Here is a 21,672-nt window from a genome sequence, read left to right as displayed (position 1 = left end):
GCCGCGCCGCCCGGTGCCCGCCACGCCGGGCGGCCGTCCCCCGGCGGACGCCGGCGGTGCTCCCCGCTCCCGGCAGGCTCCGGTCGCGCTGTCCGGCCCCGGGAGACATCGGTGGCCGCCGCCCCGCGCCCGGCGCCGGCCGCGCTCAGCCACCGCGGTGGCTGCGGCCGCCCTCCTCCGTCCCGGGAGTCGCCGTGCGGTGGACACTGCGTACGGCGGCGACGTCCGGCGGCACCGTCGGGGCGGGGACGTGCGCGCTCAGCGCCGCCAGCCGTTGTTTCACGGTGGTCGCGATGCCGCTGCCCAGCACGAAGCGGGTCGCGGTGGTGGCACGCGGCGCGGTGTCGAGGAGGCGGTGGGCCTCACGGCTGCGCATGCCGGTGTGGGTGAGGACGAGGTGGGCGAGCCGGTGCTCGGCGCCCGCCAGCGTGTCCGCGATGGCGGTGGCCGCGGCGAGGTCGACGTGGTTGTCGGCCGCGCCGAGCGCGGCGGCCGCGCGCACCCGGCCGAGGTCGAGCAGCGCCACCCCGGCCGCGGTCGCCGCCGTCACCAGCTTGGCGGCGGCCTCGGCCCCGATGCCGTTGCTGGCGACGGAGAGCCGGGTGAGGCGTCCGTACGGCGCCCGCTCCAGCGCGCCGGCCAGACACAGCGCACCCGTGTCGCCCAACCGCGCGGCCGACACATAGAGTTCGTCGACCGCTCCGCCGCCGACCAGCCGGGCCAGCGGTACGGCGCCCGCCGCGCCCAGCGGGTTGCCGCCCACGAACAGCCGCTCGATACGGCGGCCGTTGTCCGCCGCGGCGAGCAGCGCGTCCGCGAGGACATCCGCGCCCGCCGCGTCGAGCCCGGTCTGCACGAGGTCCAGGGTGCGCAACGACCGTGCGACGTCGACGAGTTCGGCGGCGGCGCGCCCTCCTCCGCTGCCGAGCGGATTGCGCTTGAGCCATACGCCGGTGAGGACCCGTGGTGAGGCGCGCAGGTTGTCGGCGATCCGGCAGGCACCGCCGGCGGTGATCCCGTTGCAGCCGAGATACAGCGTCTCGACCTCCGCGCCGCCCGCCACCGCGGCGGCCCCCTCGTCGCCGAGCCCGTCGGTGCCGAGCAGCAGATGCCGTACGGGGGAGGCGCCCTCGGAGAGCGCGTCGGCGATCAGCGCCGCGCCGCGCGCGCCGATCCCCTGCTTGCACAGGTCGAGGCGCCCGTCGGGCAGCGCCGTACCCGCCGTGAAGTCGAGCCGCTCTCCCGCCGGGCGGCCGTCGCGCAACCAGGCGAGCAGCGGCTCGAGTTCGGCCGTGGGACGCGGCGCGACGGACGGCACGCCCGCGAACTCCGGTACGGGCTCCGACTCCGGGTGTGGCTCCGGTGGCACCGCCGCCGCTCCGGCCCCGCTCACCATTCCGCCTCCTGGTAGTCCTTGAGGAACACCCCGGAGAGCGGCGCGCCCGCCTCGCCCCGCACGATGGGGTCGTACACCCGCGCCGCCCCGTCCACCACGTCCAGCGGGGTGCGGAACCCAGCGCCCGCGATCCGCTCCTTCTTGGGAGCGGGGTTCTCGTCGGTGATCCAGCCGGTGTCGACCGCGCACATGTGCACGCCCTGGTCGGCCAGTTCGGCCGCGCTGGTCCGGGTGAGCATGTTCAGGGCGGCCTTGGCCATGTTGGTGTGCGGGTGGCCCGCCATCTTGTTGCGCACCGCGAAGCGGCCCTCCACGGCCGTCACGTTGACGACGTACCGGCGGGGGCGGGGCGAGGCGAGCAGCAGGGGCAGCAGCCGGTCGCAGAGCAGCGCCGGGGCGAGCGCGTTGACCAGCTGGGTCTCCAGGACCTCGGCCGGGTCGAGAGCGCCCAGCCGCGCCGACCAGGAGTTCTCCGGTGACGGGTCGGGCAGCAGTCCGGCCTCGTCGGCCTCCCGCAGGGCCGCGGGCAGTGCCGCACGGCCGTCGCCCAGCGCCCGCATCGGTGTGAAACCCGGTGCCTGCCGGGCACCTTCGGGAAGTCCGGGGCGCTCCCCGGCGGCCAGCAGGGCGTACGACGCGACGGGCCGTCGCACGGTCTGCGCGGCGTTGTTCACCAGGATGTCGAGCGGCTCGCCGTCCTGCCGCAACCGCTCGCACAGCCCCAGCACCTGGCGCGGGTCGCGCAGGTCCACCGCCAGCACCGTCAGCCGGTCCAGCCATGCCGCGCTGCCCGGTTCGGCGCGGAAGCGGCGCACCGTGTCGTGCGGGAAGCGGCTGGTGACCAGGAGCTCGGCGCCGTCGCGCAGCATCATCAGGGCCAGCTGGAAACCGATCTTGACCCGGCCTCCGGTGAGCAGGGCGCGCCGCCCGACGAGATCGGTGGCGAGGGAGCGCCGGGCGGTGTTGTCGGCCGCGCAGTCCGGGCACAGCCGGTGGTAGAAGGTGTCGACCTGTCGATAGGGCGTCTTGCAGACGTAGCAGGTACGGGACTTCACGAAGACGCCGCCCGCGGTGGCGCCCTCTCCGGGGTGCGTGAGCGGCGCGTCCTCGCGCCGGTCGAGCGCGCCCGTCGCGGTCGCGGCCATCACCGCCGCGTCGGTGGCGGACACTTCGGCGCCGCGCGCCTTGCGTCTGCGCAGCCGGCCGTCACGCGCGAAGGACGCGGCGACCTGTTCCGCCCGCAGCCGCACCGGGTCGTCGACGGGCAGGTCGCGCAGCCTGCCGACCGTACGGTGGAACGCCGCCAGCTCGTCCTGCGTGATCCCGCCGCCCTCACCCATGTGTCCCCGCCCCGCGTGTGCGCTCCTGTGGCCCCGGCCGGATTCGAACCGGCGTATCCGCCTTGACAGGGCGGCGAGTCTGCCTCTGCTCTACAGGGCCCCGTTCCCCCGGTCCGCCGGACCGGACGCAGCCCGGGCGACCGGATTCGAACCGGCGTATCCGCCTTGCCAAGGCGGCGAGTCTGCCTCTGCTCGACGCCCGGGTGCGCCAGCGGATCCTAACCGCACTCCGGCCGCGCCGGCGCATCGATTACCGGGCCGCCGGACCGCCGCACGGCGCACCGGCCGCGAGGCGGTCATCGAAGGGGGGTGGAGGGTGTGTCGGAGCACGGGTGGGGGTGTGCCGGAACCGTACGCGCCGGAGCGCGCCGGGTCAGTGCCGGTCCGCGCGCCGGAGGCTGAGCCGTTCCTTCTCGGAGAGGCCGCCCCAGACGCCGAAACGCTCGTCGTTGTTCAGCGCGTATTCGAGGCAGGCCGGGCGCATCGCGCACATGCCGCAGATGCGCTTCGCCTCACGCACCGAGCTGCCCGGCTCGGGAAAGAAGAACTCTGCCCCGGTCTGCGCGCACAGCGCCTGCTCCTGCCAGTCGGAGTCGGCCGGGATGATGGTGTCGGTGTGCATGCCGAAGAGCCTGCCCCGCATCGAAAAACGTTCGATCAACGCCGGATCAACGCCACGTTCCGAGCGCTCCGGCGGCCCCGATGATGCTCCTCCCGACCGCCCGTGAGCACGGCGGCGCGCGGGCGCGGTGAAACAAAACAAACATGTCCGGTCACCCGTGGTGACCGGTGCGACCGCTCGCGTCGCGGTCCGCGCCGGACCCCGCGTCCCGGCGGCGATTGTCAGTGGGCGGTGCAACACTCGGCGGAGCAGACAACGAGACCCTTCAAGGGAGGGCACTCATGCTCACCACCCACTTCGTTCCCGGCGCTCCGAACTGGCTCGATATCGGCACGCCCGACATCGAGGGCGCCACCTCCTTCTACGGAGGCCTCTTCGACTGGCGGTTCCAGTCGGCGGGGCCCGACGCCGGCGGTTACGGCTTCTTCCAGCTGGCCGGGAAGACCGTCGCGGGCGGCATGCAGACCACCGCCGAACAGGGTCCGCCCTCCTGGACGGTGTACTTCCAGACCCCCGACGCGGAGGCCACCACCAAGGCCGCCGAGCAGGCCGGGGGCAGTGCGGTCTTCCTGCCCATGGATGTCATGGGCGAGGGCCACATGGCGATCCTCGCCGACCGGGCGGGCGTGCCCTTCGGTCTCTGGCAGCCGGCCCGGACCAAGGGCGTCGACGTGGCGGGCGACCCCGGTTCGCTGTGCTGGGTCGAGCTCTACACCCCGGACGTCGCCGCGGCCGCCGCGTTCTACAACTCCGTGTTCGGCTGGGAGACCTCGGCCGCCCCGTTCCCCGGCGGCACGTACACCTGTGTCAATCCCGCCGGGACCGAGGAGACGGACATGTTCGGCGGCGTCGTCCCGCTGGCCGACGACCCGACCGAGGCCGCGTCCGGTGCGTACTGGCTGCCGTACTTCGAGGTGACCGACACGGACGCGACCGTCGCCAGGGCGCAGGAGCTGGGCGGCACGGTCCGGATGCCCGCCACGGACCTGGAGGGCGTCGGCCGCATGGCCAAGCTCGCCGACCCGTACGGGGCACGCTTCGCGGTGATCAAGAGCGCCCCGCGGTCGAGCTGAGCCCCGCCGCGTGATGGCGGGAGCACCCGGGCCGGCCCGTCACCGGCCTGCGGTGCTCCCGTCCGCGGACTCCTGACGCACCTGTCCGCGCAGTCCTGACGCGCCCGTGCGCGGGTCCCCGCTTCTCCAGTCCCGGCGTCCTCGGTTCCGCCTCTCCCGGGTCCGCCCATCCCGTCCCGGCGTCCCCGGTCCCGCCTCTCCCGGGTCCGCCCATCCCGTCCCGGCGTCCCCGGTCCCGCCTCTCCCGGGTCCGCCCACCCCGTCCCGGTTCTTCCTGTTCTCCCGGCCGCGCCCCTCGCCGCTCCCGCCGTCGCACCGCCCCGTGCCGCCCCCGGCAGCCCGGCGGTTGTCGCGTCGTCCCGGCTCCGGCGTTCTCCGGTCGCCGCCGGTCTCCGGTCCGGCTACGCGGACGCCCGTCGTACCAACGTCGTCGGCAGGATGACGTCGGAGGGGCCGCGCACCGTGCTCTCCTTCGCCGTACGCCGGTCGAGGTCCCGAAGGAGCAGACGGGCCATCAACCGCCCCATCTCCTCTATGTCCTGACGGACCGTCGTGAGCGGCGGATCCGTCTGTTCCGCCACCGGCAGCATGTCGTCGAACCCGATCACCGCGACGTCGTCCGGCACCCGCCGCCCCCGCTCGCGCAGCACCCGCAGAGCGCCCGCGGCGGACAGGTCGTTGGCGGCGAACACCGCGTCGACGTCCGGGCAGCGCTCCAGCAGTTCGCGCATCGCGCGCTCGCCGCCCGCGGGCGTGAAGTCGCCCTCGACCACGAGCCGCGGATCGGCGTCACCCATGACGTCCCGGAACCCGTCGAGCCGGTCGACCGCGGAGGTCTGGTCGAGGGCGCCGGTGATGTGTGCGACGCGGGTACGCCCCAGCGCGACCAGGTGACGTACGGCCGCGCGGGCGCCACCCCGGTTGTCGCTGTCGACGTACACCGGGGCCGCCGCGTCCCGGGTGCCGTCACCCCAGCCGGGCCGCCCGCCGAACACGGTCGGCATGCCCGCGCCGTGGATGAGTTCGGGCAGCGGGTCGTCGAGGTGCAGCGAGAAGACGAGCGCGCCGTCGACGTGCCCGCCGGCGAGGTACCGGCCGACCCGGGCATGGTCGTCGCGACCCTCGGTGAGCAGCAGGACCAGTTGCGAGTCGTGCGCCGTCAACTCCTTGCTGATGCCCCGGAGCTGGAGACCGAAGAAGGGGTCGGCGAAGACCCTGGTCTCCGGTTCGGCGATGACGACGGCGACCGCGTCGTGCCGCCGGGTGACCAGGCTGCGGGCAGCCTGGTTGGGAACGTAACCGAGTTCCTCGACGGCCCGCCGGACCCGTTCGACGAGTGGTTCGCGCACTCCGTCGCCGCCGTTGACCACCCGCGACGCGGTGGCCCGGGAGACCCCCGCCCGGGCGGCCACGGCCTCCAGCGTGGGGCGGGACGCTGTCTCGGTCACCTCAGGGCTCCTCCTCGGCGGTTGCCGATCAGGATAGCCCCGGTCGGCGAACGATGAGAGCGCTCCCGGCGGCGGGCCGGGCGCCCCGCCCGACGGGCACGGCCGCCCGGCCGTCACCCGCGCCGTCGAGAGTCGCGGGACCGCCGCTCTACTCCTGGCCTTCCGCGCGCTTGGCCCGGCTCGGCTGCACCCGCTTGGGCTCGCCCGGCATCTTCGGGTACTCGGGCGGATACGGCAGATCCCCGAGGCCGTGGTCGTGCTCGTCGCGGGCGGCCAGTTCCAGCAGCGCTTCGAGGGAGAAGGCGTGTTCGTCCATGTCCGCGTGCACATCGCCGAGTTCGGCGAAACGCTTCGGCATGGTCGCCAGGTCGAAGTCCCGGGGGCGGGCCTCCGCCACCTCCTCCCAGCGCAGCGGCGCGGAGACGGGGGCGTGCGGACGGGGACGTACCGAATAGGCGGAGGCGATGGTGCGGTCCCGGGCCGTCTGGTTGTAGTCCACGAAGATTTTTTCGCCCCGCTCCTCCTTCCACCAGGCCGTGGTCACCCGGTCGGGCATCCGGCGCTCCAGTTCACGCCCGGCCGCGATGGCGGCGCGGCGCACCTGGGTGAAGGTCCAGCGCGGTGCGATCGGCACGAAGACGTGCAGACCTCGGCCGCCGGAGGTCTTGGGCCAGCCGCGCAGGTCCCCGTACTCGTGGAGGACCTCGCGCAGTTCGTGGGCGGCGCGCACCGCGTCCTCGTAGTCCGTACCGGGCTGCGGGTCGAGGTCGATACGGAGTTCGTCGGGGCGGTCGACGTCGTCGCGGCGCACCGGCCACGGGTGGAAGGTGAGCGTGCCGTACTGCGCGGCCCAGAGCACGGCCGCCACCTCGGTGGGGCACATCTCGTCGGCGCTGCGCCCGCTGGGGAAGGTGATGTGGGCGGTCGGGATCCAGTCGGGCATGTTCTTGGGCGCCCGCTTCTGGAAGAAGTTCTCGCCCTCGACTCCGTCCGGATAGCGCTCCAGCGTGGTGGGACGGTCGCGCAGGGCGCGCAGGATGCCGTCGCCGACGGCGAGGTAGTACCGGGCGAGGTCCAGCTTCGTGAACCCGCGCTCCGGGAAGAAGATCTTGTCCGGGCTGGACAGACGTACGGTCCGGCCGGCTGCTTCCAGTTCCACCGCTTCGCCCATGCGGGCCACGGTAGGCGCAGCCCGCCCGCCTCGCACACCGGGCGAACCACTCCGTGTCGCCGCACAATCGAAGCATGGATCTGCCGGTGATGCCGCCCGTGAAGCCGATGCTCGCCAAGTCCGTGGCGAAGATCCCGCCGGACATGCACTACGAGGCGAAGTGGGACGGCTTCCGCGCGATCGTGTTCCGCGACGGAGCCGAGGTCGAGCTCGGCAGCCGTACCGGCAAGCCGTTGACCAGGTACTTTCCCGAGCTGGTGGAGGCGCTGCGCGAGCGGCTGCCGGAGCGCTGTGTGATGGACGGCGAGATCGTGATCGCCAGGGACGGCCGGCTCGACTTCGACGCGCTCACCGAGCGCATCCACCCCGCCGACTCGCGGGTGCGGACGCTGGCGGAGCGGACCCCCGCCTCCTTCGTCGCCTTCGATCTGCTCGCGCTGGCCGACGGGTCACTGCTCGACGTACCGCTGGGCGACCGGCGCGCCCTGCTGTCGACGGCCCTGTCCGGGACGACGGCGCCGGTCCATCTGGCACCGGCGACCACCGACCGGGAGGTGGCGCGGCGGTGGTTCGAGCAGTACGAGGGCGCGGGGCTCGACGGGGTGATCGCCAAGCCGCTCACCCTGCTGTACCGGCAGGACGAGCGGGCCATGTTCAAGATCAAGCACGAGCGCACCGCGGACGTCGTCGTGGCGGGGTACCGCTTCCACAAGAGTGGCCCGATCGTCGGCTCCCTGCTGCTCGGGCTGCACGACGACGCGGGCGTCCTCCAGCACGTGGGGGTGAGCGCGGCCTTCCCCATGAAGCGGCGGGCGGAGCTGGTGGCGGAGCTGGAGCCACTGCGCATGGAGGACGCCGAGCGGCATCCGTGGGCCGCGTGGTCGCAGGAGTCGGCGCACGAGACCGCCCGGTTGCCGGGCGCGCCCAGCAGATGGTCGGGGAAGAAGGACCTCTCCTGGGTGCCGCTGCGGCCGGAGCGGGTGGCCGAGGTGGCGTACGACCATATGGAGAACGGCGTACGGTTCCGGCACACGGCCCGCTTCCGACGCTGGCGTCCGGACCGGACCCCCGAGAGCTGCACGTACGGCCAGCTGGACGAGCCCGTGGGGTACGACCTCGCGGAGATCCTCGGTTCGCCGGGCTGACGGCCGCCGCTCCGTGCGCCGATGGGCCCACGCACCTCGCACAACCGACGCACAACCTCACAACGAACGGGTATGAGCACTGATGAACCTATAAACACATAATCAATGGCACGGGACAGGGTGGCATGGTGGGCATGCGACAGAAGGCGTCGAGGCGGTGCGGCGCGATGACGGCGGCGCTGCTGACGGTCGTGTCGGCGGGCTCCTTGATGACGGGCTGCGGCTCGGGCGGCGACGCCTCCGCCGACGGACGCGCCCGCACTCCCGCCCAGAGTCAGGCCCCCCGGCCGGCACCTGGCCACGCCAGTCCCGCCGGCGTCGGCTCCCTCCTCGCGGTGAAGATCGACAACGTGGCCGCGGCCCGCCCCCAGACGGGCCTCGACGCGGCCGACATCGTGTACGCGGAACAGGTCGAGGGCGGCCTGAGCCGGCTGATGGCGATCTACGCGACCCGGCTTCCCAAGGCGGTCGGGCCGGTGCGCAGCGCACGCGAGTCCGACCTGGAACTGCTGCGCCAGTTCGACGAGCCGACACTCGCCTTCTCGGGCGCGCAGGCCAAGCTGCTGCCGGTGATCGACAAGGCGCCGCTGCACCCGGCACCGCCCGAGCGGAACGCCGACGCCTACTACCGCGGCACCGCCAAGCCCGCCCCCCACAATCTCTATGTGCGGCCCGGCAAGCTGCTGCCGTCGGCCCCCGGCGCCGCCGCCCTCACCACCGGGTTCCGCTTCGGGGCGGCCCCGGCGGGCGGCAGTCCGGAGACCTCCCGGACGGTACGGTTCCCGGCCGCCCGCTTCACCTTCTCCTGGTCCGCGAGCACGCACCGCTGGCTGGTGTCGACGGACGGGACGCCGACGGTCACGACGGACGGCAAGAGGGTGGCTCCGGCGACCGTCGTCGTGCAGTACGTGAAGCTCCGTAAGTCGAAGTACCACGACGTCCTCGGCAACAACACGCCCTTCACACAGACGGTCGGCTCGGGGACGGCGAAGGTACTGCGCGACGGCCGGGTCTTCGACGCCGACTGGAAGCGGCCCGCCGCGACCGACGGCACGGAGTTCACCACGAACGACGGCGCCCCGATGAACTTCGCGAGCGGCCAGGTGTGGGTGGTCTTCGCCGCGGCGTGAGCGCGGCCCCGGCGGCGAGGCCGCGCCGGGCGGTGGGCCGCGGCCTACCGCGGGGCCGGCAGGGGTTCCGTCGGATTGCGGAGCCCCTCCGCGGCGTCCGACACGCGCCGGATGAGGTCGAAGAAGACGGTCTGCTCCTCGGCGGACAGCGGGGCCAGGAAGACCTGGTTCATCCGCGCCGTACGCACGGTCAGCCTGCGGTGGGTACGCGTCCCGTCCGCCGTCGGGCGCAGCAGGGAGCGCCGGCCGTCCTGTGGGTCACGCACCTTGTCGAGCAGACCCCGGCGGCCGAGCCGGCTGATGACCTCGGCGATGGTGGAACGGTCCAGGCCCACCCGCTCCCCCACCGTGCGCTGGTCCAGACCCGGCTCCGCGACGAGCGCGTTCAGGACCGCGAACTGCGGCGAGGTGATCTCCTCGGAGACCATCGTGTTCCACAGCAGGTAGTGGGCCTGCTGAAGCCGCCGGGCCAGGTGCCCGGGGTGGGTGGAGAGATCCACCGCGGCCATGTGCGCTCCAGGGGGTGTCCGCATGGTCGTATGCACAGCATCTTTTGGTATGTGTACTGAACGATACCGTCCGCGCACCGCCGTGTCTCCTGTCCGGATCGAACGCACACCATTCCCAGTTGGGAGGCCTTGACGGCGGCACGGCCTGATGGCAGCGTGAACGACCCGCGCAGAAATGCTCAGTGCCCTGACTATCCACATCCGGTTCGAAGAAGGCGCGGGGAGCTCGGAGAGAGGGGGTTTCCCCACCGGCGCGGCCGGTGGATCGGACGTCGCCGGCCGGACCGTCCGCCTGCACTTCCCGCACGGGCCGCCATGACGGACGTCCACGTCGTCGACGCCGCCGCCCGCGCCCCGTTCGGTGGGTACGACCGTTCGACGGGTACGGCGCCACGACGGCCGCCGCCCGCCCGTACGACCTGGCCGCGCACACCGCCCGGGAACTCCTCGCCCTCACCTCACCTCACCATCACCCTCGTCCTCGAACGAGAGGAAGCCCCCGCATGGCTCTCACCCAGTCGGACATCGACACCGAGATCAAGGACCGCCAGGACGCGTACGACAAAGCGGTCGCCGGGGGTGCTCCGGTCCGGCATCATCCGGCGCGCGACTACCCCCCGTACCGCAGCTCCCTGCTCCGCCATCCCGAACAGCCGCTCGTCGCGGTCGGCGGCGGTGACCCCGAGACGGTCGAGCTGTCGGGTCCGGTCTTCGGCGTCACCGACATCACCGAGATCGACAACGATCTGACCCGGCAGCACCGGGGCGAGCCGCTCGGCGAGCGCATCACCGTCTCCGGCCGGCTGCTGGACCGCGCCGGGCGCCCGGTGCGCGGCCAGCTCGTCGAGATCTGGCAGGCCAACGCCGCCGGCCGCTACGCGCACCTGCGCGAACAGCACCCCGCCCCGCTCGACCCCCACTTCACCGGCGTCGGACGGACTCTGACGGACGATCAGGGGCGGTACCGGTTCACGACGATCAGACCGGGACCGTACCCGTGGGGGAACCACACCAACGCGTGGCGGCCCGCTCACATCCACTTCTCCGTCTTCGGCGCCGCGTTCGCCCAGCGCCTGGTGACGCAGATGTACTTCCCCGGCGACCCGCTCTTCCCGTACGACCCGATCCTGCGGTCCGTGACGGACCAGGCCGCCCGCGCCCGGCTGATCGCCGCCTACGACCACGGTCTCTCCGAGCCCGGGTTCTCGCTCGGCTACTCCTGGGACATCGTCCTCGACGGTCCCTCCGCCACCTGGATCGAGGAAGGCCGTTGACCACGACCGAGCGGTTGCTCCCCACCCCGTCCCACACCATCGGCCCCTTCTACGGCCACGCGCTGCCCTTTCCCGGCGGTGAGCAGGTGGCGCCCCCGGGACACCCCGACACGATCACCGTGCACGGGTACGTGTCCGACGGCGCGGGCAGGCCGGTACCCGACGCCCTCCTGGACTTCTGGCAGGCGGCGCCCGACGGCTCGCTGGCGGGCGCCCCGGGCTCGATGCGCCGCGATCCCTCGACGGGTGCCTTCCTCGGCCGCGACGGCACCGGCTTCACGGGTTTCGGGCGGGTCGGTACGGACGCCGACGGGCACTGGGCCCTGCGTACGCTGCCGCCGGGCAACGCCGGCCTGCCGTACCTCAGCGTGTGCGTCTTCGCCCGCGGTCTGACGCACCACCTCTTCACCCGCGCGTACCTCGCCGACGGGGCGGATCCGCTGCTCGACTCGCTCCCGGCCGACCGGCGCGCCACGCTGATCGCGGCCGGCGGGCCGGACCGCACGTACCGTTTCGACATCCGTCTTCAGGGCGAAGGCGAAACGGTCTTCCTGGAGTTCCAGTGACACCTGCCGACCCGGCCGACCCCGCGGGCCCCACCCGTCCCACCGGCCCCGGCCACCGGAGCCCTCGTGACGCAGCCGGAGACCGGAGCCATCGTGACGACACCGGCGACCGGGGCGATCGTGACGGCACCGCCAGCCGTGGCGATCGTGACGGCACCGCCGACCGTGGCGACACCGACGTCGGTCTGCTCGCGCCCGGATGGGCCGGCTCCCCCGCGTCGTCCTCGACCTCGGACCGGGCCTTCCTACAGGCGCTGATCGACGCGGAGACGGCGCTGACCCGCGCCTGGGCCGACCTCGCCCTGGCGCCGGCCGCCGCCGTGTCCGCCCTGTCCGACGTCACCGCCGCGGACCTGGACACGCGGTCGATCGCGCTCCGCGCCCGGGACGGCGGCAATCCGGTGATCCCGCTGGTCGCGGATCTGACGGCGGCCGTGGGCGGCGAGTACGGCCCGTACGTCCACCGGGGCGCGACCAGTCAGGACATCATGGACACCGCGATGATGCTGGTGGCCCGGCGCACCCTGCGGCCGGTCCTGGAAGACCTCGACCGGACGGCACGGGCGCTGCGGGGGCTCGCCGCCGCCCACCGGGACACGGTGCTGCCGGGGCGGACGCTGACCCAGCACGCGGTGCCGACCACCTTCGGACTGAAGGTCGCGGGGTGGCGCACGCTGGTCCTGGACGCGCGGGACCGGCTGGCGGCCCTCCGCCTTCCCGCCCAACTGGGGGGCGCTGCGGGGACCTTGGCCGCGTTCACCGCGTTCGGCGCCGACGACCCGCAGGTTCTCGTGGCCTCGTACGCCCGGGAACTCGGGCTGGTGGAACCGGAGTTGCCGTGGCACACCCTTCGTACCCCGATCGGCGATCTCGCCGGGGCGCTGGCCCTGACGGCCGGAGCCCTCGGCAGGACGGCGGCCGACGTGCTCGTCCTCTCCCGTACCGAGATCGGCGAGGTCGCCGAGGGGAGCGGCGGCGGCTCGTCGGCCATGCCGCACAAGGCCAACCCGGTGGCCGCCACGCTGATCGCCGCCGCCGCCCGCCGTGCGCCGGGGCTCGCGGCCACCCTGTACGCGTCGATGGCCGCCGAGGACGAACGGCCGGCCGGTGCCTGGCACGCCGAGTGGGAGCCGCTGCGCGAGCTGCTGCGGCTGGTCGGCGGCGCGGCCCGCGGCGCCGCCGAACTGGCCGAGGGGCTGCGGGTGAACAGTGACGCCATGCGTGAACACCTGGGCCTCACGCACGGGTTGATCGTCTCCGAGCGGCTGGCCGTCACGCTCGCGCCCGTGCTGGGACGGGCCCGTGCCAGGGAACTGCTGACCCGGGCCGCCGAACGGGCTGTCGCCGAGGGCCGTCCCCTCGGGAACGTACTGGGCGAGGAGCCGGGGCTCAAGGACGTCGACCTGGTGGACCTCACCGACCCGACCCACTACACGGGCTCCGCCGGAGCCCTCACCGACCGTGCTCTGGAGCGACGTTGAAGATCCGGCCCGAGGGCGGACTGCCCCACCACAGCGTCGAGGGGCCCGCCACGGCTCCTCCGCTCCTTCTCGGCCCTTCGCTCGGCACGTCGGTGGCCCTGTGGGACGCGGTCGCGCCTGAACTCTCCGTCACCCACCGGGTGGTGCGCTGGGACCTGCCGGGGCACGGCGGTTCGCCCGCGAACCTGATCGGGCCCGGCGCGACCGTCGCCGACCTCGCCGGGCTGGTCCTCGCCCTCGCCGACGCGCTCGGCGTCGACCGGTTCGCCTACGCCGGTGTCTCGCTCGGCGGCGCGGTGGGTCTGCATCTCGCCGTGCACCATCCCGACCGGGTGGCCGCCCTCGCCGTCATCTGCTCCTCGGCCCACTTCAACGGCTCCAGGCCCTGGGAGGAGCGCGCGCGGACCGTACGCCGGGACGGACTGGCCGCGCTCGTACAGAGCGCGAACTCCCGTTGGTTCACACCCGGTTTCAGCGTTCCGCGGCTGATCGAGGACCAGCGGACCGCGGACCCGGACGCGTACGCCGCCTGCTGTGACGCGCTCGCCGCCTTCGACCTGCGCGACCGCCTGCCGTCGATCACCGCGCCGACCCTGCTGGTCGCCGGCCGCGAGGACCCGGCGACGCCGCCCGCGCATCTGCGGGAGATCGCGGACGCGGTGCCCGGCGCCTCGCTCACCGAGATCGCGGGTGCCTCGCACCTGGCGCCCGCGGAGCGGCCGGAGGCGGTGACCGCCGCGCTGCGCGGGCACTTCGACGGGTTCGCGGCACGCGGCATGCGGGTCCGCCGCGAGGTGCTCGGCGACGCGCACGTGGACCGCGCGCAGGCCCGGCAGACCCCGTTGACCGCCCGCTTCCAGGACTTCATCTCGCGCTACGCGTGGGGCGAGATCTGGACGGACCCGACGCTGTCCCGCCGGGAGCGCAGCCTGGTCACGCTCACGGCACTGGTGGCCAACGGCCACCTCGACGAGCTGGCGATGCACGTCCGGGCGGCGCGACGCAATGGCCTGACCCCCGAGCAGATCGGGGCCGTGCTGCTCCAGACAGCCGTGTACTGCGGTGTCCCGGCGGCCAATTCGGCGTTCGCGGTGGCCCAGCGGGTGCTCGACGAACCCGATGGGCCCGGCGCACCCGATGGCGATGCCGGCGCGGAACGCGATCCGCTCGGCGAACACGACGGACACGACGGACACGGAAGACGGTGAACGCGACGTGATGGAGGCCTCCGGGGCGGTCTGAGCGGTCCCCGCGGGGGTGACGTGCCGCAACCGCACGTGCACCGTATCCGCATCCACATCTGCCCCGCAACCACTCCTGACGCGCGACCGGAAACCTCCACCGCGGCGGACCGGGTCCGGTGGGCCCGGAGGACGGGCGGACGGCCCTCTCGGCAGGCGGCGGCCGGAGGGCTACCGCAGTCCCCGCCCGGTCGCCAGGACCTCCTCCGCCTTCGCGACCAGCCCGTCGGCCCCGCACGAACGCGCCAGCGTCAGGCCCTTGTTGAGCTCCGAGACAGAGCGCGCCGCGATGCCGTACTCGACTCGGGCCGCCGCGTGTTCGTACTGGCAGGGCGAGGCTTCCAGATAGGCGACGGCCTGCGCCGCGAGGCGTACCGCACGCTGACCCGATTCGAGGGCGGCCGCGCAGCGCAGTGCCTCACCGATGGCGGTGTCCGTGCCGAAGCGCTCGGCCCGGCGCCGCGCGTCGACGGCCAGCGCGGCGGCGCGCACCGGATCCTCCGAGGCGAGCGCGCGGGCGAGGTCGATCGACCAGGGCGCCATCACCGTGTTGTGGTGCCCCCGTACCGCGGAGGCCTTCTCGGCGGCCTCCAGTTCGTTGATGCCGTCCTTGACCCGGCCGACGGCGATCAGCAGCCGGCCGCGTACGGAGCGGGTGTCGGGCAGCACGATCGTGGTCGGGTACGGCGGCGCGAAGCCGTACTGCTCGGCGATCGCCCAGGCTTCCCGGACGTCGCCGCGGGCGAGCAGCGTGTCGACGAGTCCGCAGGTCGCGGACCAGTACAGGGGCAGCCCGCGCCCGACCCGCTCGGCGATGCGCAGTGACTCGCGCAGGGTGGTCTCGGCGTCCCGCAGGCGGCCCCGCCTGCGGTGGGCGAGACCGACGAAGGCGTGTGCCAGGGAGAGGTGTCCACCGCTCCAGCCGGCGGTCGTGTACGAGCGCAGCGCCTCCGAGAAGAGGCTCTCGGCCCGGTCGAGCCGGTCCGCGTAGACGTACGAACTGCCCAGCATCATGAGGAGTTCGACGCCCCACTCGGTGTCGGTCCAGCCAAGTCCGGGGGCCAGACGGCCGTTGACGAGGGCCCGGTCGCAGAGCTCCACGACCTCCTCGGCGTTCTCGCCCCGGGTCATCGCGTCGAAGCCGCGCAGTATGAGCAGGGCCCGCTCGGAGTTGTCGCGCCCGGTGCAGGTCCCGGCGAGTTCGGCGAGCCCACGGGAGCGTCCCGGCACGTGGTCCTCGCCCGCGTGGATGCCCTCCCACATGTGGTGCACGGCCTGGAGCCGCATGCGGGCGGGGCCCGGGTCGAGCCGGGCGGCCTCCGCGTCGACGGTGCGCACGGCCTCGTCCAACTGGTTGTTGTGGACGAGTGCCTGGGAGAGGCGGAAGACGGCGTCAACCCGCAGATCGCCGGCCAGGCCGGACCGGTCGAGCGCCGCGCGCAGATGACCGATCGTGGTGGCGGGCGCGGTCAGGAGCGTGGCACACCCCAGTTCGTAGAGCACGCGGGCGTGGACCTCGGGGAGCGGGGGCTCCCGGAGGGCGCGCTCCAGACAGCGGCGGGCCGCGTCGGGCGCGCCGACGGCCAGGTGTTCGCGGGCCGCCTCGCGCATCTGCTCGACGAGCTCGGGGTCGTCGTCCGGGTGCACTTCGAGGAGGTGGCGGGAGGCGGCCGCGGCGCCGCGGCCCGACTCGGTGACCGCCCAGGCAGCCTGGCCGTGCATGGCGGTGCGTAACGCGTCGGGGATCGAGCGGTAGACGGCGCTGGCGATCAGCGGGTGCACGAACTCCAGCTCGCCGGCGGCCGGTTGGCGGCTCGCGGGTTCGACGTCGGTGAGGATGCGGGCCGCGCCGAGCAGTTCGGCGCAGCGCTCGGCCTCGTCGAGTGGCATTCCGGCCAGCTGGGCGGCGAGGTCGAGGGAGATGCCGGTGCCGAGTATCGCGGCCGCCCAGGCGAAGCGGGTGGCGTCGATGCCGAGCCCTTCGAGGCGGGCGACGAGTCCGCGGCCGCGCGCCGAGCGGTTGAGCGCGCGCAGTTCTGCGGCCGACGCCTCGACCGGTGCGAGCTCGGTGTCCTGCACCTTGGCGAGGAGTTCGACGGTCTCGTAGGGGTTGCCGCCGGTGACCGCCCACACCTCGCGGCAGAACGGGGCGTCGGCGTGCTCGCCGACGGTGGCGCGGGTCAGTCCGGCGGTGGCGTCGGGGGTGAGCGCGCTGAGGGTGACGATCGGGCGGGCCGCGGCGGCGACGGCGTCGAGGTGGTGGGCCCGCTCGCCGGTGACCTCGCCTGGGCGGCGGGCGACCACGACGAGGACGGGCAGGTCGTCGAGGCGCTCGGCGAACGCGGCCAGCCAGCGCAGGGTCTCCTGGTCGGCCCAGTGCGCGTCGTCGACGATCAGGACGAGCGGCCACTCGCGCTTGGCCAGCCGCCGCACGGCCGCGACCAGTCCGTCGCACACGCCCTGCGGGTCGGCCTGGCGGTCGCCCGGCTCGGCGATGCCGAGAGCGGGGCCGGCGATGTCGTACCAGTCGCCCAGGTATTCGCGGGCCTCCTCCGGCATCAGCGAGACGATGGCCGGCTGGAGGAGCTGTCGTATGACGTTGAAGGGGACGGAGGTGACGGTCTCGCCGCCGCGGGCCGACCACACCGTGCAGCCCCTGGCCTCGGCCATCCTGCGGGCCTCCGCGAGCAGTGCGGTCTTGCCGATGCCCGCCTCTCCGCCGAACACCAGCAGACTGCCCGAGGACGAGGCGTCCGCGCGCAGCGCCTCCACGGCCTGATCGACATCGGCGATCTCCGTCTCGCGCTCCCAGAGGGAGGCCGGGGCCGCCGGTCCCGGCCGCGCCTGCGTCATACCGCTACCTCCCCGGGCCGCACGGACGACGTACAGACATCGAGCCTAGCCTTCCCCGAGGCGATGCGGAGGTGGCTCGGGGCACCCGTTGCCGGGACGGGTGACGGGGCGCGCCCGAAGGCGACGCGGCACGGCGCCGAGCAGGGGCGGGAGGGTCGCGGACGGCCGGCCGCCGCCGTCCCCCCGTCGTCGGGGTCGGTGGGCCTCCGGTCGAAACCCCGTACGGTGAGGGGGAGTTGAACGGGGTCGGGTGGCCGGCCGGGCGCGCGTGACGTCGTACGGCGTGATCGAAGCGGCGGGCCCCGCCTCGGCGCGCACCGACGGATCCGGGGCAGGGGTTCCGGTCTGCGCGGACGGTGCGGCGGGGCCCTCTCATCCGCCTTTCACCCAGGGCTCATACGGTGGGGTCCATGACGCAGGTGACTCCCCCCGGCTGGTATCCCGACCCCGGGCAGACAAGTGACAGTCCCGCCACCGAACGCTGGTGGGACGGCAGGGCATGGACGGAGCAGACCCGTCCCCTCGGGTCCGGTGCCGCGTGGGGTCCCCCGGGACAGCCGCCGGCCGCCGGGCACTACCCGGTCCTTCCCCCCGGGCCTCGGCGGCGCGGGCTGCGCACCGGCATAGCCGTCGTCGCCGCGATCGCGGTCCTCGCGGGCATCGGGGGTGGCGTGTACGCCCTCACCAAGAACGACGGGAACGGCGGGAGCAGCGCCGGCGCCCAGCGGCCCGGCGGCCAGGACGGATCCGGCGGCACGGGCGGACCGGAAGGCGGTCCGGGCGGCGCTCCCGGCGGCTCGGGCGGACCCGGTGGCCCGGGCGGCTCCGAGGGGCAGACCCCGGCGCCGGGCCGGTCGGGGGTGCCCCGGACCGAGGACGGTTACGCCACGGACGGGTACAGCGGCATCAGCCTTCCGGTGCCCGACGACTGGACCGGCCAGAGCGGCATGGGGAGCGCGGTGCTGTCGACCAAGGACACCTACAAGTGTCCCGGCGACACCTCGCAGAAGTGTCAGCGGGGCGGCGCGTACTCGGCGCCCGCGCGCTACCAGGGCATCAAGTCCACCACGCCGGAGGCGGCGGCCAAGGAGGACATCCCCAAGAACGCCCAGGAGTCCTACGGCAAGGGCTACGGCAAGATCACGTCGCACACGGAACTCGCCTCCCGGGCGGTCACCGTGGCCGGCGAGAAGGGCTATCTCGTCCGCTGGAAGGTCGTCACCAGCAAGGGCGACGACGGCTACGTCGAATCGCTCGTCCTTCCCTCCCCCGCCGACCCCAAGTCGCTGGTCGTCGTCCGCTTCGGTGTCGACGCCGGCCCCAAGGGCCCTCAGCAGTCCGTGATCGACGACATCACCAAGGGCATCAAGGCGGCGGCCGGAGTGGGCGGCGACGGACAGAACGTCTGACCGCGGCGCCCGCGCCTCCCTCGCCCGCCCCCGGACACAGATCGGCCGGGTGGAGCACCTCTCCGCTCAAGAGGAGCCCCACCCGGCCGGGGGGTGCGCGCCGCCCCCGTCCCCACGGTGCGGCGCGAGCAGGCCGACGTCCGGTCATCCCGCGGACGGCGACCTGGGTCTCAGGTCAGTCCCAGTGCCGGGATCACCACGGCCTCCACGAACTGTGTGACATACGCCGCGTCCGCGTACTCGCCCTCCAGAACCGGACGCACCCGCACGACCCCGAACAGCTGCGCCGGGATGAACTCCAGCGCCGGGTGGTCGGCGGGCACCTCGCCCCGGGCGATCCCGCGGGCGATGATCTCCTTGACCGCGCTGATCTCGGGCTCGATGAGCGCCTCGCGCAGGGCCTCCTGCAGTTCCTTGTCCTGCAGCACGGCGTGGCCGAGAGCCTGGAGCAGCTGGGTGTCACGGCTCGACCAGTCCCCGGCGGCCCGCGCCATCGCACGCAGATCCCCGACGAGCGAGCCCGTGTCGATTCCCGAGAACCGCGGGCACTGGTTGGCGCGCAGCGCGGCGGCCACGAACTGGGGCTTCGTCTTCCATTGCCGGTACAGCGTGGACTTGCTGCAGCGGGTGCTCGCCGCCACTCCGTCCATGGTGAACGCCTCGTATCCGCACGTACGGATCTGTTCGAGCACGGCGTCGTAGAACTCCTGCTCACGCTCGGGCGTGATCTTGGAGCGGCGCGAGGCGACGACCGACTCCGGTCCCTCCGCGGCCTGCGACGTCATGGCTCTTCTCCTCGCTCGTGCGGTGGTCCGTCTCACAGAGTCTAATCGATACGCCAGTGTACCGGAACGCATTGGTATCGGTACACTCTCGTATCGGTACACTGTCGTATCGATGAGCCTTGGACAGGATCCACCCCTCTGTCGAACAGACGCCGAGTGGGGCCTGTCCTGGGCTCACCGCACACCACCTCACGCAAGAACGTCAGCAAAGGGGCCGGGGGATGGATTCCCGAACCGAGCCTGCAGAACCCGAGCCAACCGCGGCCGCACGGCGGCCGTCGCGGCGCGACACCACCGCGCGGCCGCCGCTCGTCCGTGAACTCCTGCTCGTCACAGGGCTCTTCGTCGTCTACAAGGTCGGCAGGCAACTGGCCACCGGACACACGGACGAGGCCTTCCGCAACGCCGGCCACGTCTGGGACTGGGAACGGACCCTGCACCTGCCGGGCGAGGGCGCCGTACAGGGCGCGCTGCTGCACAGCGACGCCCTGGTGCACACGGCGAACGCCTACTACGCGACCGTGCACTTCCCGGCCACGCTGGCCTTCCTGGTCTGGATGTATCTGCGCCGCCCGGTGCACTACGTCTGGGCCCGCCGGGTCCTGGCCGTGATCACCGCCGCCGCCCTGGTGGTACATCTCACCTTCCCGCTCGCGCCGCCCCGGCTGCTCGCCGCCGCGGGCCTGGTGGACACCGGACAGGTGTACGGGCCCACGGTGTACGGAGCGCACCCGGCCGCCGACGCGATGGCGAACCAGTTCGCGGCGATGCCCTCACTGCACTTCGGCTGGGCGCTGATGGTGGCGATCGGCCTGATCGCCGCGACGCGCTCCCGCTGGCGCTGGCTGTGGCTGCTGCACCCGCTGGTCACCCTGCTGGTGATCGTCGGCACCGCGAACCACTACTGGCTCGACTCCGTCGCCGCGGCCGCGCTGCTCGGGGTCGCCCTGGCCGTGATCCACCTTCCGCACCGGACCGAGACGACGGCCGGGCGCGCGCAGGGGCGGGCCGTCGCGGGTGACATCAAGGAGTCCGTACCGGAGCTCGTGGGGGCAGGACGATGAACGCCACGCTCGCCGCCGTCGTGCTGTCCCTGTTCTCCGCCGTCGCCTACGCCGCCGCGGCCGTGGCACAGGAACGGCTCGCCTCCCGGACCACCGAACCGGGCGTCCTGAGCATGCTCGGCAACGGTGCGTGGTGGTGGTCGGTCGCGCTGAACGCGTCCGCCGCGCTGCTGCACGTCGCCGCGCTCAAATACGGGACGCTCACGCTGGTGCAGCCGCTCGGCGCGCTCACGCTGGTGGCCGCGGTGCCGCTCGGCGCGCGGGTGGCCGGGCGACGGGTCAGCGCGGTCGAGTGGCGCGGTACCGCGCTCACCCTGGTCGGGCTGTCCGCGCTGCTGGTCACGGCGTCCGGGCCGGCGCCCGACGACGTGCTGAGCGTGCCGCAGGCACTGGCCGTGGCCGCCGCCACCTCCGTGGCGATCGGCGTCCTGTCGCGGCCCGGCACCCGGCCGGGGCTGCGGCACGCGACCGCCTCCGGGTTCGCCTCGGGTGTCGCCTCCGCGCTCACCCAGACGGTGACGGTGGCCGTGACGGACCGGTCAGGACCGATCCTCAGCGTCCAGGTCGTCGTGGTGGCCCTGCTCATGGCGGCCTTCGCGACCGCCGGACTCCTGCTGTCGCAGACCGCCTACCGGGGCGGACTCGGCGCCCCCCTGGCCGTCGTGACGCTCGCCAACCCGGTCGCCGCCGCGGTGATAGGCCTCTGCCTGCTCGGGGAGCAGCTCCAGGGAGGCCCGGCGGGCCTGCTGCTCGCGGCGTTCGGCGCGGGAGTCGCGTCGTGGGGTGTGGTGACGCTGTCGCGGTCGGCGCCGGAGCCCGTCGCCGCCGCGCCCGAGCCCTTCGAGGACGACGAGCACCCGGTCGCCGCGGTTCTGGCGCTGGAGGCCGAGGCCGCCAAGTACGCGCCCTCGTTGATCCCGAACCAGCCGGACCCGGGACATCTCACGAACCCGGGGCATCTGACACCCCTGTGAGAGGGACCCGACGGGAAAGGGGGGGGCGGGGGCGGTTGCCCGGGCCGCCCTGTGGTTGGGTGGGGGGGCCGGGGGGCGGCGCCCCCCCCGGGGGTGGGGGTGGGGGGGGGCGCGGGCGGGGGGGGTGGCGCGGTGTGTGGTGGCGGCGCCCCGCGGGGCGCGGGCGGGGGCTACACACTGGGCACAACCCC

At 73.7% G+C, this 21,672-nt stretch carries 18 protein-coding genes and 2 tRNA genes; 10 read left to right on the top strand and 10 right to left on the bottom strand.

All coding sequences use genetic code 11. The features are described from left to right. Positions 1-145: 145 nt before the first annotated feature. The 5 genes from ACFV2J_RS27360 to ACFV2J_RS27340 all read right to left on the bottom strand — a co-directional run bounded on the left by ACFV2J_RS27360 (position 146) and on the right by ACFV2J_RS27340 (position 3,358). Positions 146-1,396 carry a ribonuclease inhibitor gene (locus tag ACFV2J_RS27360; protein ID WP_385441116.1) on the bottom strand — a complete coding sequence of 417 codons (1,251 nt, stop codon included), beginning with the start codon at positions 1,394-1,396 and terminating at the stop codon, positions 146-148. Continuing rightward, on the bottom strand, positions 1,390-2,736 hold the full coding sequence (locus ACFV2J_RS27355) for an SDR family NAD(P)-dependent oxidoreductase (protein ID WP_385083025.1): 1,347 nt from the start codon (positions 2,734-2,736) through the stop codon (positions 1,390-1,392). The genes ACFV2J_RS27360 and ACFV2J_RS27355 overlap by 7 nt, the downstream gene beginning before the upstream one ends. 28 nt (positions 2,737-2,764) lie before the next feature. Continuing rightward, positions 2,765-2,836: transfer RNA gene (locus ACFV2J_RS27350), tRNA-Asp, on the bottom strand. A gap of 31 nt (positions 2,837-2,867) precedes the next feature. Then, a tRNA-Ala gene (locus ACFV2J_RS27345) sits at positions 2,868-2,939 on the bottom strand. Positions 2,940-3,109: 170 nt separating this feature from the next. Next, on the bottom strand, positions 3,110-3,358 hold the full coding sequence (locus tag ACFV2J_RS27340; protein WP_194280530.1) for a WhiB family transcriptional regulator: 249 nt from the start codon (positions 3,356-3,358) through the stop codon (positions 3,110-3,112). Between the two features lie 281 nt (positions 3,359-3,639). Here ACFV2J_RS27340 and ACFV2J_RS27335 point away from each other — a divergent pair, with 281 nt between their 5' ends. Further along, positions 3,640-4,431: a VOC family protein gene (locus ACFV2J_RS27335; RefSeq protein WP_385083026.1), complete on the top strand. Its 792-nt coding sequence runs from the start codon at positions 3,640-3,642 to the stop codon at positions 4,429-4,431. 401 nt (positions 4,432-4,832) lie between these two features. Here ACFV2J_RS27335 and ACFV2J_RS27330 read toward each other — a convergent pair whose 3' ends face one another. Then, positions 4,833-5,879, bottom strand: a complete 1,047-nt coding sequence (locus tag ACFV2J_RS27330) for a LacI family DNA-binding transcriptional regulator (protein WP_385083027.1) — start codon at positions 5,877-5,879, stop codon at positions 4,833-4,835. A 148-nt stretch (positions 5,880-6,027) separates the two neighbouring features. After that, a complete protein-coding gene (ligD, locus tag ACFV2J_RS27325; RefSeq protein WP_385083029.1) occupies positions 6,028-7,050 on the bottom strand; it encodes a non-homologous end-joining DNA ligase in 1,023 nt (340 codons plus the stop codon). A 74-nt stretch (positions 7,051-7,124) separates the two neighbouring features. On the opposite strand from ligD, the gene ACFV2J_RS27320 reads away from it, so the two are divergent. Both ACFV2J_RS27320 and ACFV2J_RS27315 read left to right on the top strand, forming a co-directional pair. Next, a complete protein-coding gene (locus tag ACFV2J_RS27320; protein ID WP_385441109.1) occupies positions 7,125-8,195 on the top strand; it encodes an ATP-dependent DNA ligase in 1,071 nt (356 codons plus the stop codon). A 134-nt stretch (positions 8,196-8,329) separates the two neighbouring features. After that, positions 8,330-9,325: a DUF3048 domain-containing protein gene (locus tag ACFV2J_RS27315; RefSeq protein WP_385083046.1), complete on the top strand. Its 996-nt coding sequence runs from the start codon at positions 8,330-8,332 to the stop codon at positions 9,323-9,325. Between the two features lie 44 nt (positions 9,326-9,369). On the opposite strand, the gene ACFV2J_RS27310 is transcribed toward ACFV2J_RS27315, so the two are convergent. Further along, the gene (locus ACFV2J_RS27310) at positions 9,370-9,834 is read right to left on the bottom strand and encodes a MarR family winged helix-turn-helix transcriptional regulator (RefSeq protein ID WP_385083031.1); all 465 of its coding nucleotides are present in this window, start codon (positions 9,832-9,834) and stop codon (positions 9,370-9,372) included. Positions 9,835-10,337: 503 nt separating this feature from the next. Between ACFV2J_RS27310 and pcaH the strand changes: the two genes are divergently transcribed. From pcaH to pcaD, 4 genes are all read left to right on the top strand, one after another. Beyond that, a complete protein-coding gene (gene pcaH, locus ACFV2J_RS27305) occupies positions 10,338-11,108 on the top strand; it encodes a protocatechuate 3,4-dioxygenase subunit beta (RefSeq protein ID WP_385083033.1) in 771 nt (256 codons plus the stop codon). After that, a complete protein-coding gene (pcaG, locus tag ACFV2J_RS27300) occupies positions 11,105-11,674 on the top strand; it encodes a protocatechuate 3,4-dioxygenase subunit alpha (protein ID WP_385083034.1) in 570 nt (189 codons plus the stop codon). Before pcaH ends, pcaG begins: the two co-directional genes overlap by 4 nt. A 185-nt stretch (positions 11,675-11,859) precedes the next feature. Further along, a complete protein-coding gene (gene pcaB, locus ACFV2J_RS27295; protein ID WP_385441157.1) occupies positions 11,860-13,155 on the top strand; it encodes a 3-carboxy-cis,cis-muconate cycloisomerase in 1,296 nt (431 codons plus the stop codon). Continuing rightward, the gene (pcaD, locus tag ACFV2J_RS27290) at positions 13,152-14,363 is read left to right on the top strand and encodes a 3-oxoadipate enol-lactonase (protein WP_385083036.1); all 1,212 of its coding nucleotides are present in this window, start codon (positions 13,152-13,154) and stop codon (positions 14,361-14,363) included. Before pcaB ends, pcaD begins: the two co-directional genes overlap by 4 nt. 204 nt (positions 14,364-14,567) lie before the next feature. On the opposite strand, the gene ACFV2J_RS27285 is transcribed toward pcaD, so the two are convergent. Further along, entirely contained in the window at positions 14,568-17,249 is a 2,682-nt protein-coding gene (locus ACFV2J_RS27285) for an ATP-binding protein (protein WP_385083037.1), read from the bottom strand. Between the two features lie 410 nt (positions 17,250-17,659). Here ACFV2J_RS27285 and ACFV2J_RS27280 point away from each other — a divergent pair, with 410 nt between their 5' ends. Further along, entirely contained in the window at positions 17,660-18,658 is a 999-nt protein-coding gene (locus ACFV2J_RS27280; RefSeq protein ID WP_385083038.1) for a DUF2510 domain-containing protein, read from the top strand. A gap of 170 nt (positions 18,659-18,828) precedes the next feature. On the opposite strand, the gene ACFV2J_RS27275 is transcribed toward ACFV2J_RS27280, so the two are convergent. Further along, positions 18,829-19,443 carry a TetR/AcrR family transcriptional regulator C-terminal ligand-binding domain-containing protein gene (locus ACFV2J_RS27275; RefSeq protein WP_385083040.1) on the bottom strand — a complete coding sequence of 205 codons (615 nt, stop codon included), beginning with the start codon at positions 19,441-19,443 and terminating at the stop codon, positions 18,829-18,831. Between the two features lie 221 nt (positions 19,444-19,664). Here ACFV2J_RS27275 and ACFV2J_RS27270 point away from each other — a divergent pair, with 221 nt between their 5' ends. Next, the gene (locus ACFV2J_RS27270; protein ID WP_385083042.1) at positions 19,665-20,507 is read left to right on the top strand and encodes a phosphatase PAP2 family protein; all 843 of its coding nucleotides are present in this window, start codon (positions 19,665-19,667) and stop codon (positions 20,505-20,507) included. Next, on the top strand, positions 20,504-21,481 hold the full coding sequence (locus tag ACFV2J_RS27265) for a DMT family transporter (protein WP_385441101.1): 978 nt from the start codon (positions 20,504-20,506) through the stop codon (positions 21,479-21,481). The genes ACFV2J_RS27270 and ACFV2J_RS27265 overlap by 4 nt, the downstream gene beginning before the upstream one ends. The last annotated feature ends 191 nt before the right edge of the window (positions 21,482-21,672 follow it).

Source organism: Streptomyces sp. NPDC059668, from assembly GCF_042734135.1.
Taxonomy (GTDB): domain Bacteria; phylum Actinomycetota; class Actinomycetes; order Streptomycetales; family Streptomycetaceae; genus Streptomyces.
This window is presented reverse-complemented; position numbering and strand designations above follow the sequence as displayed.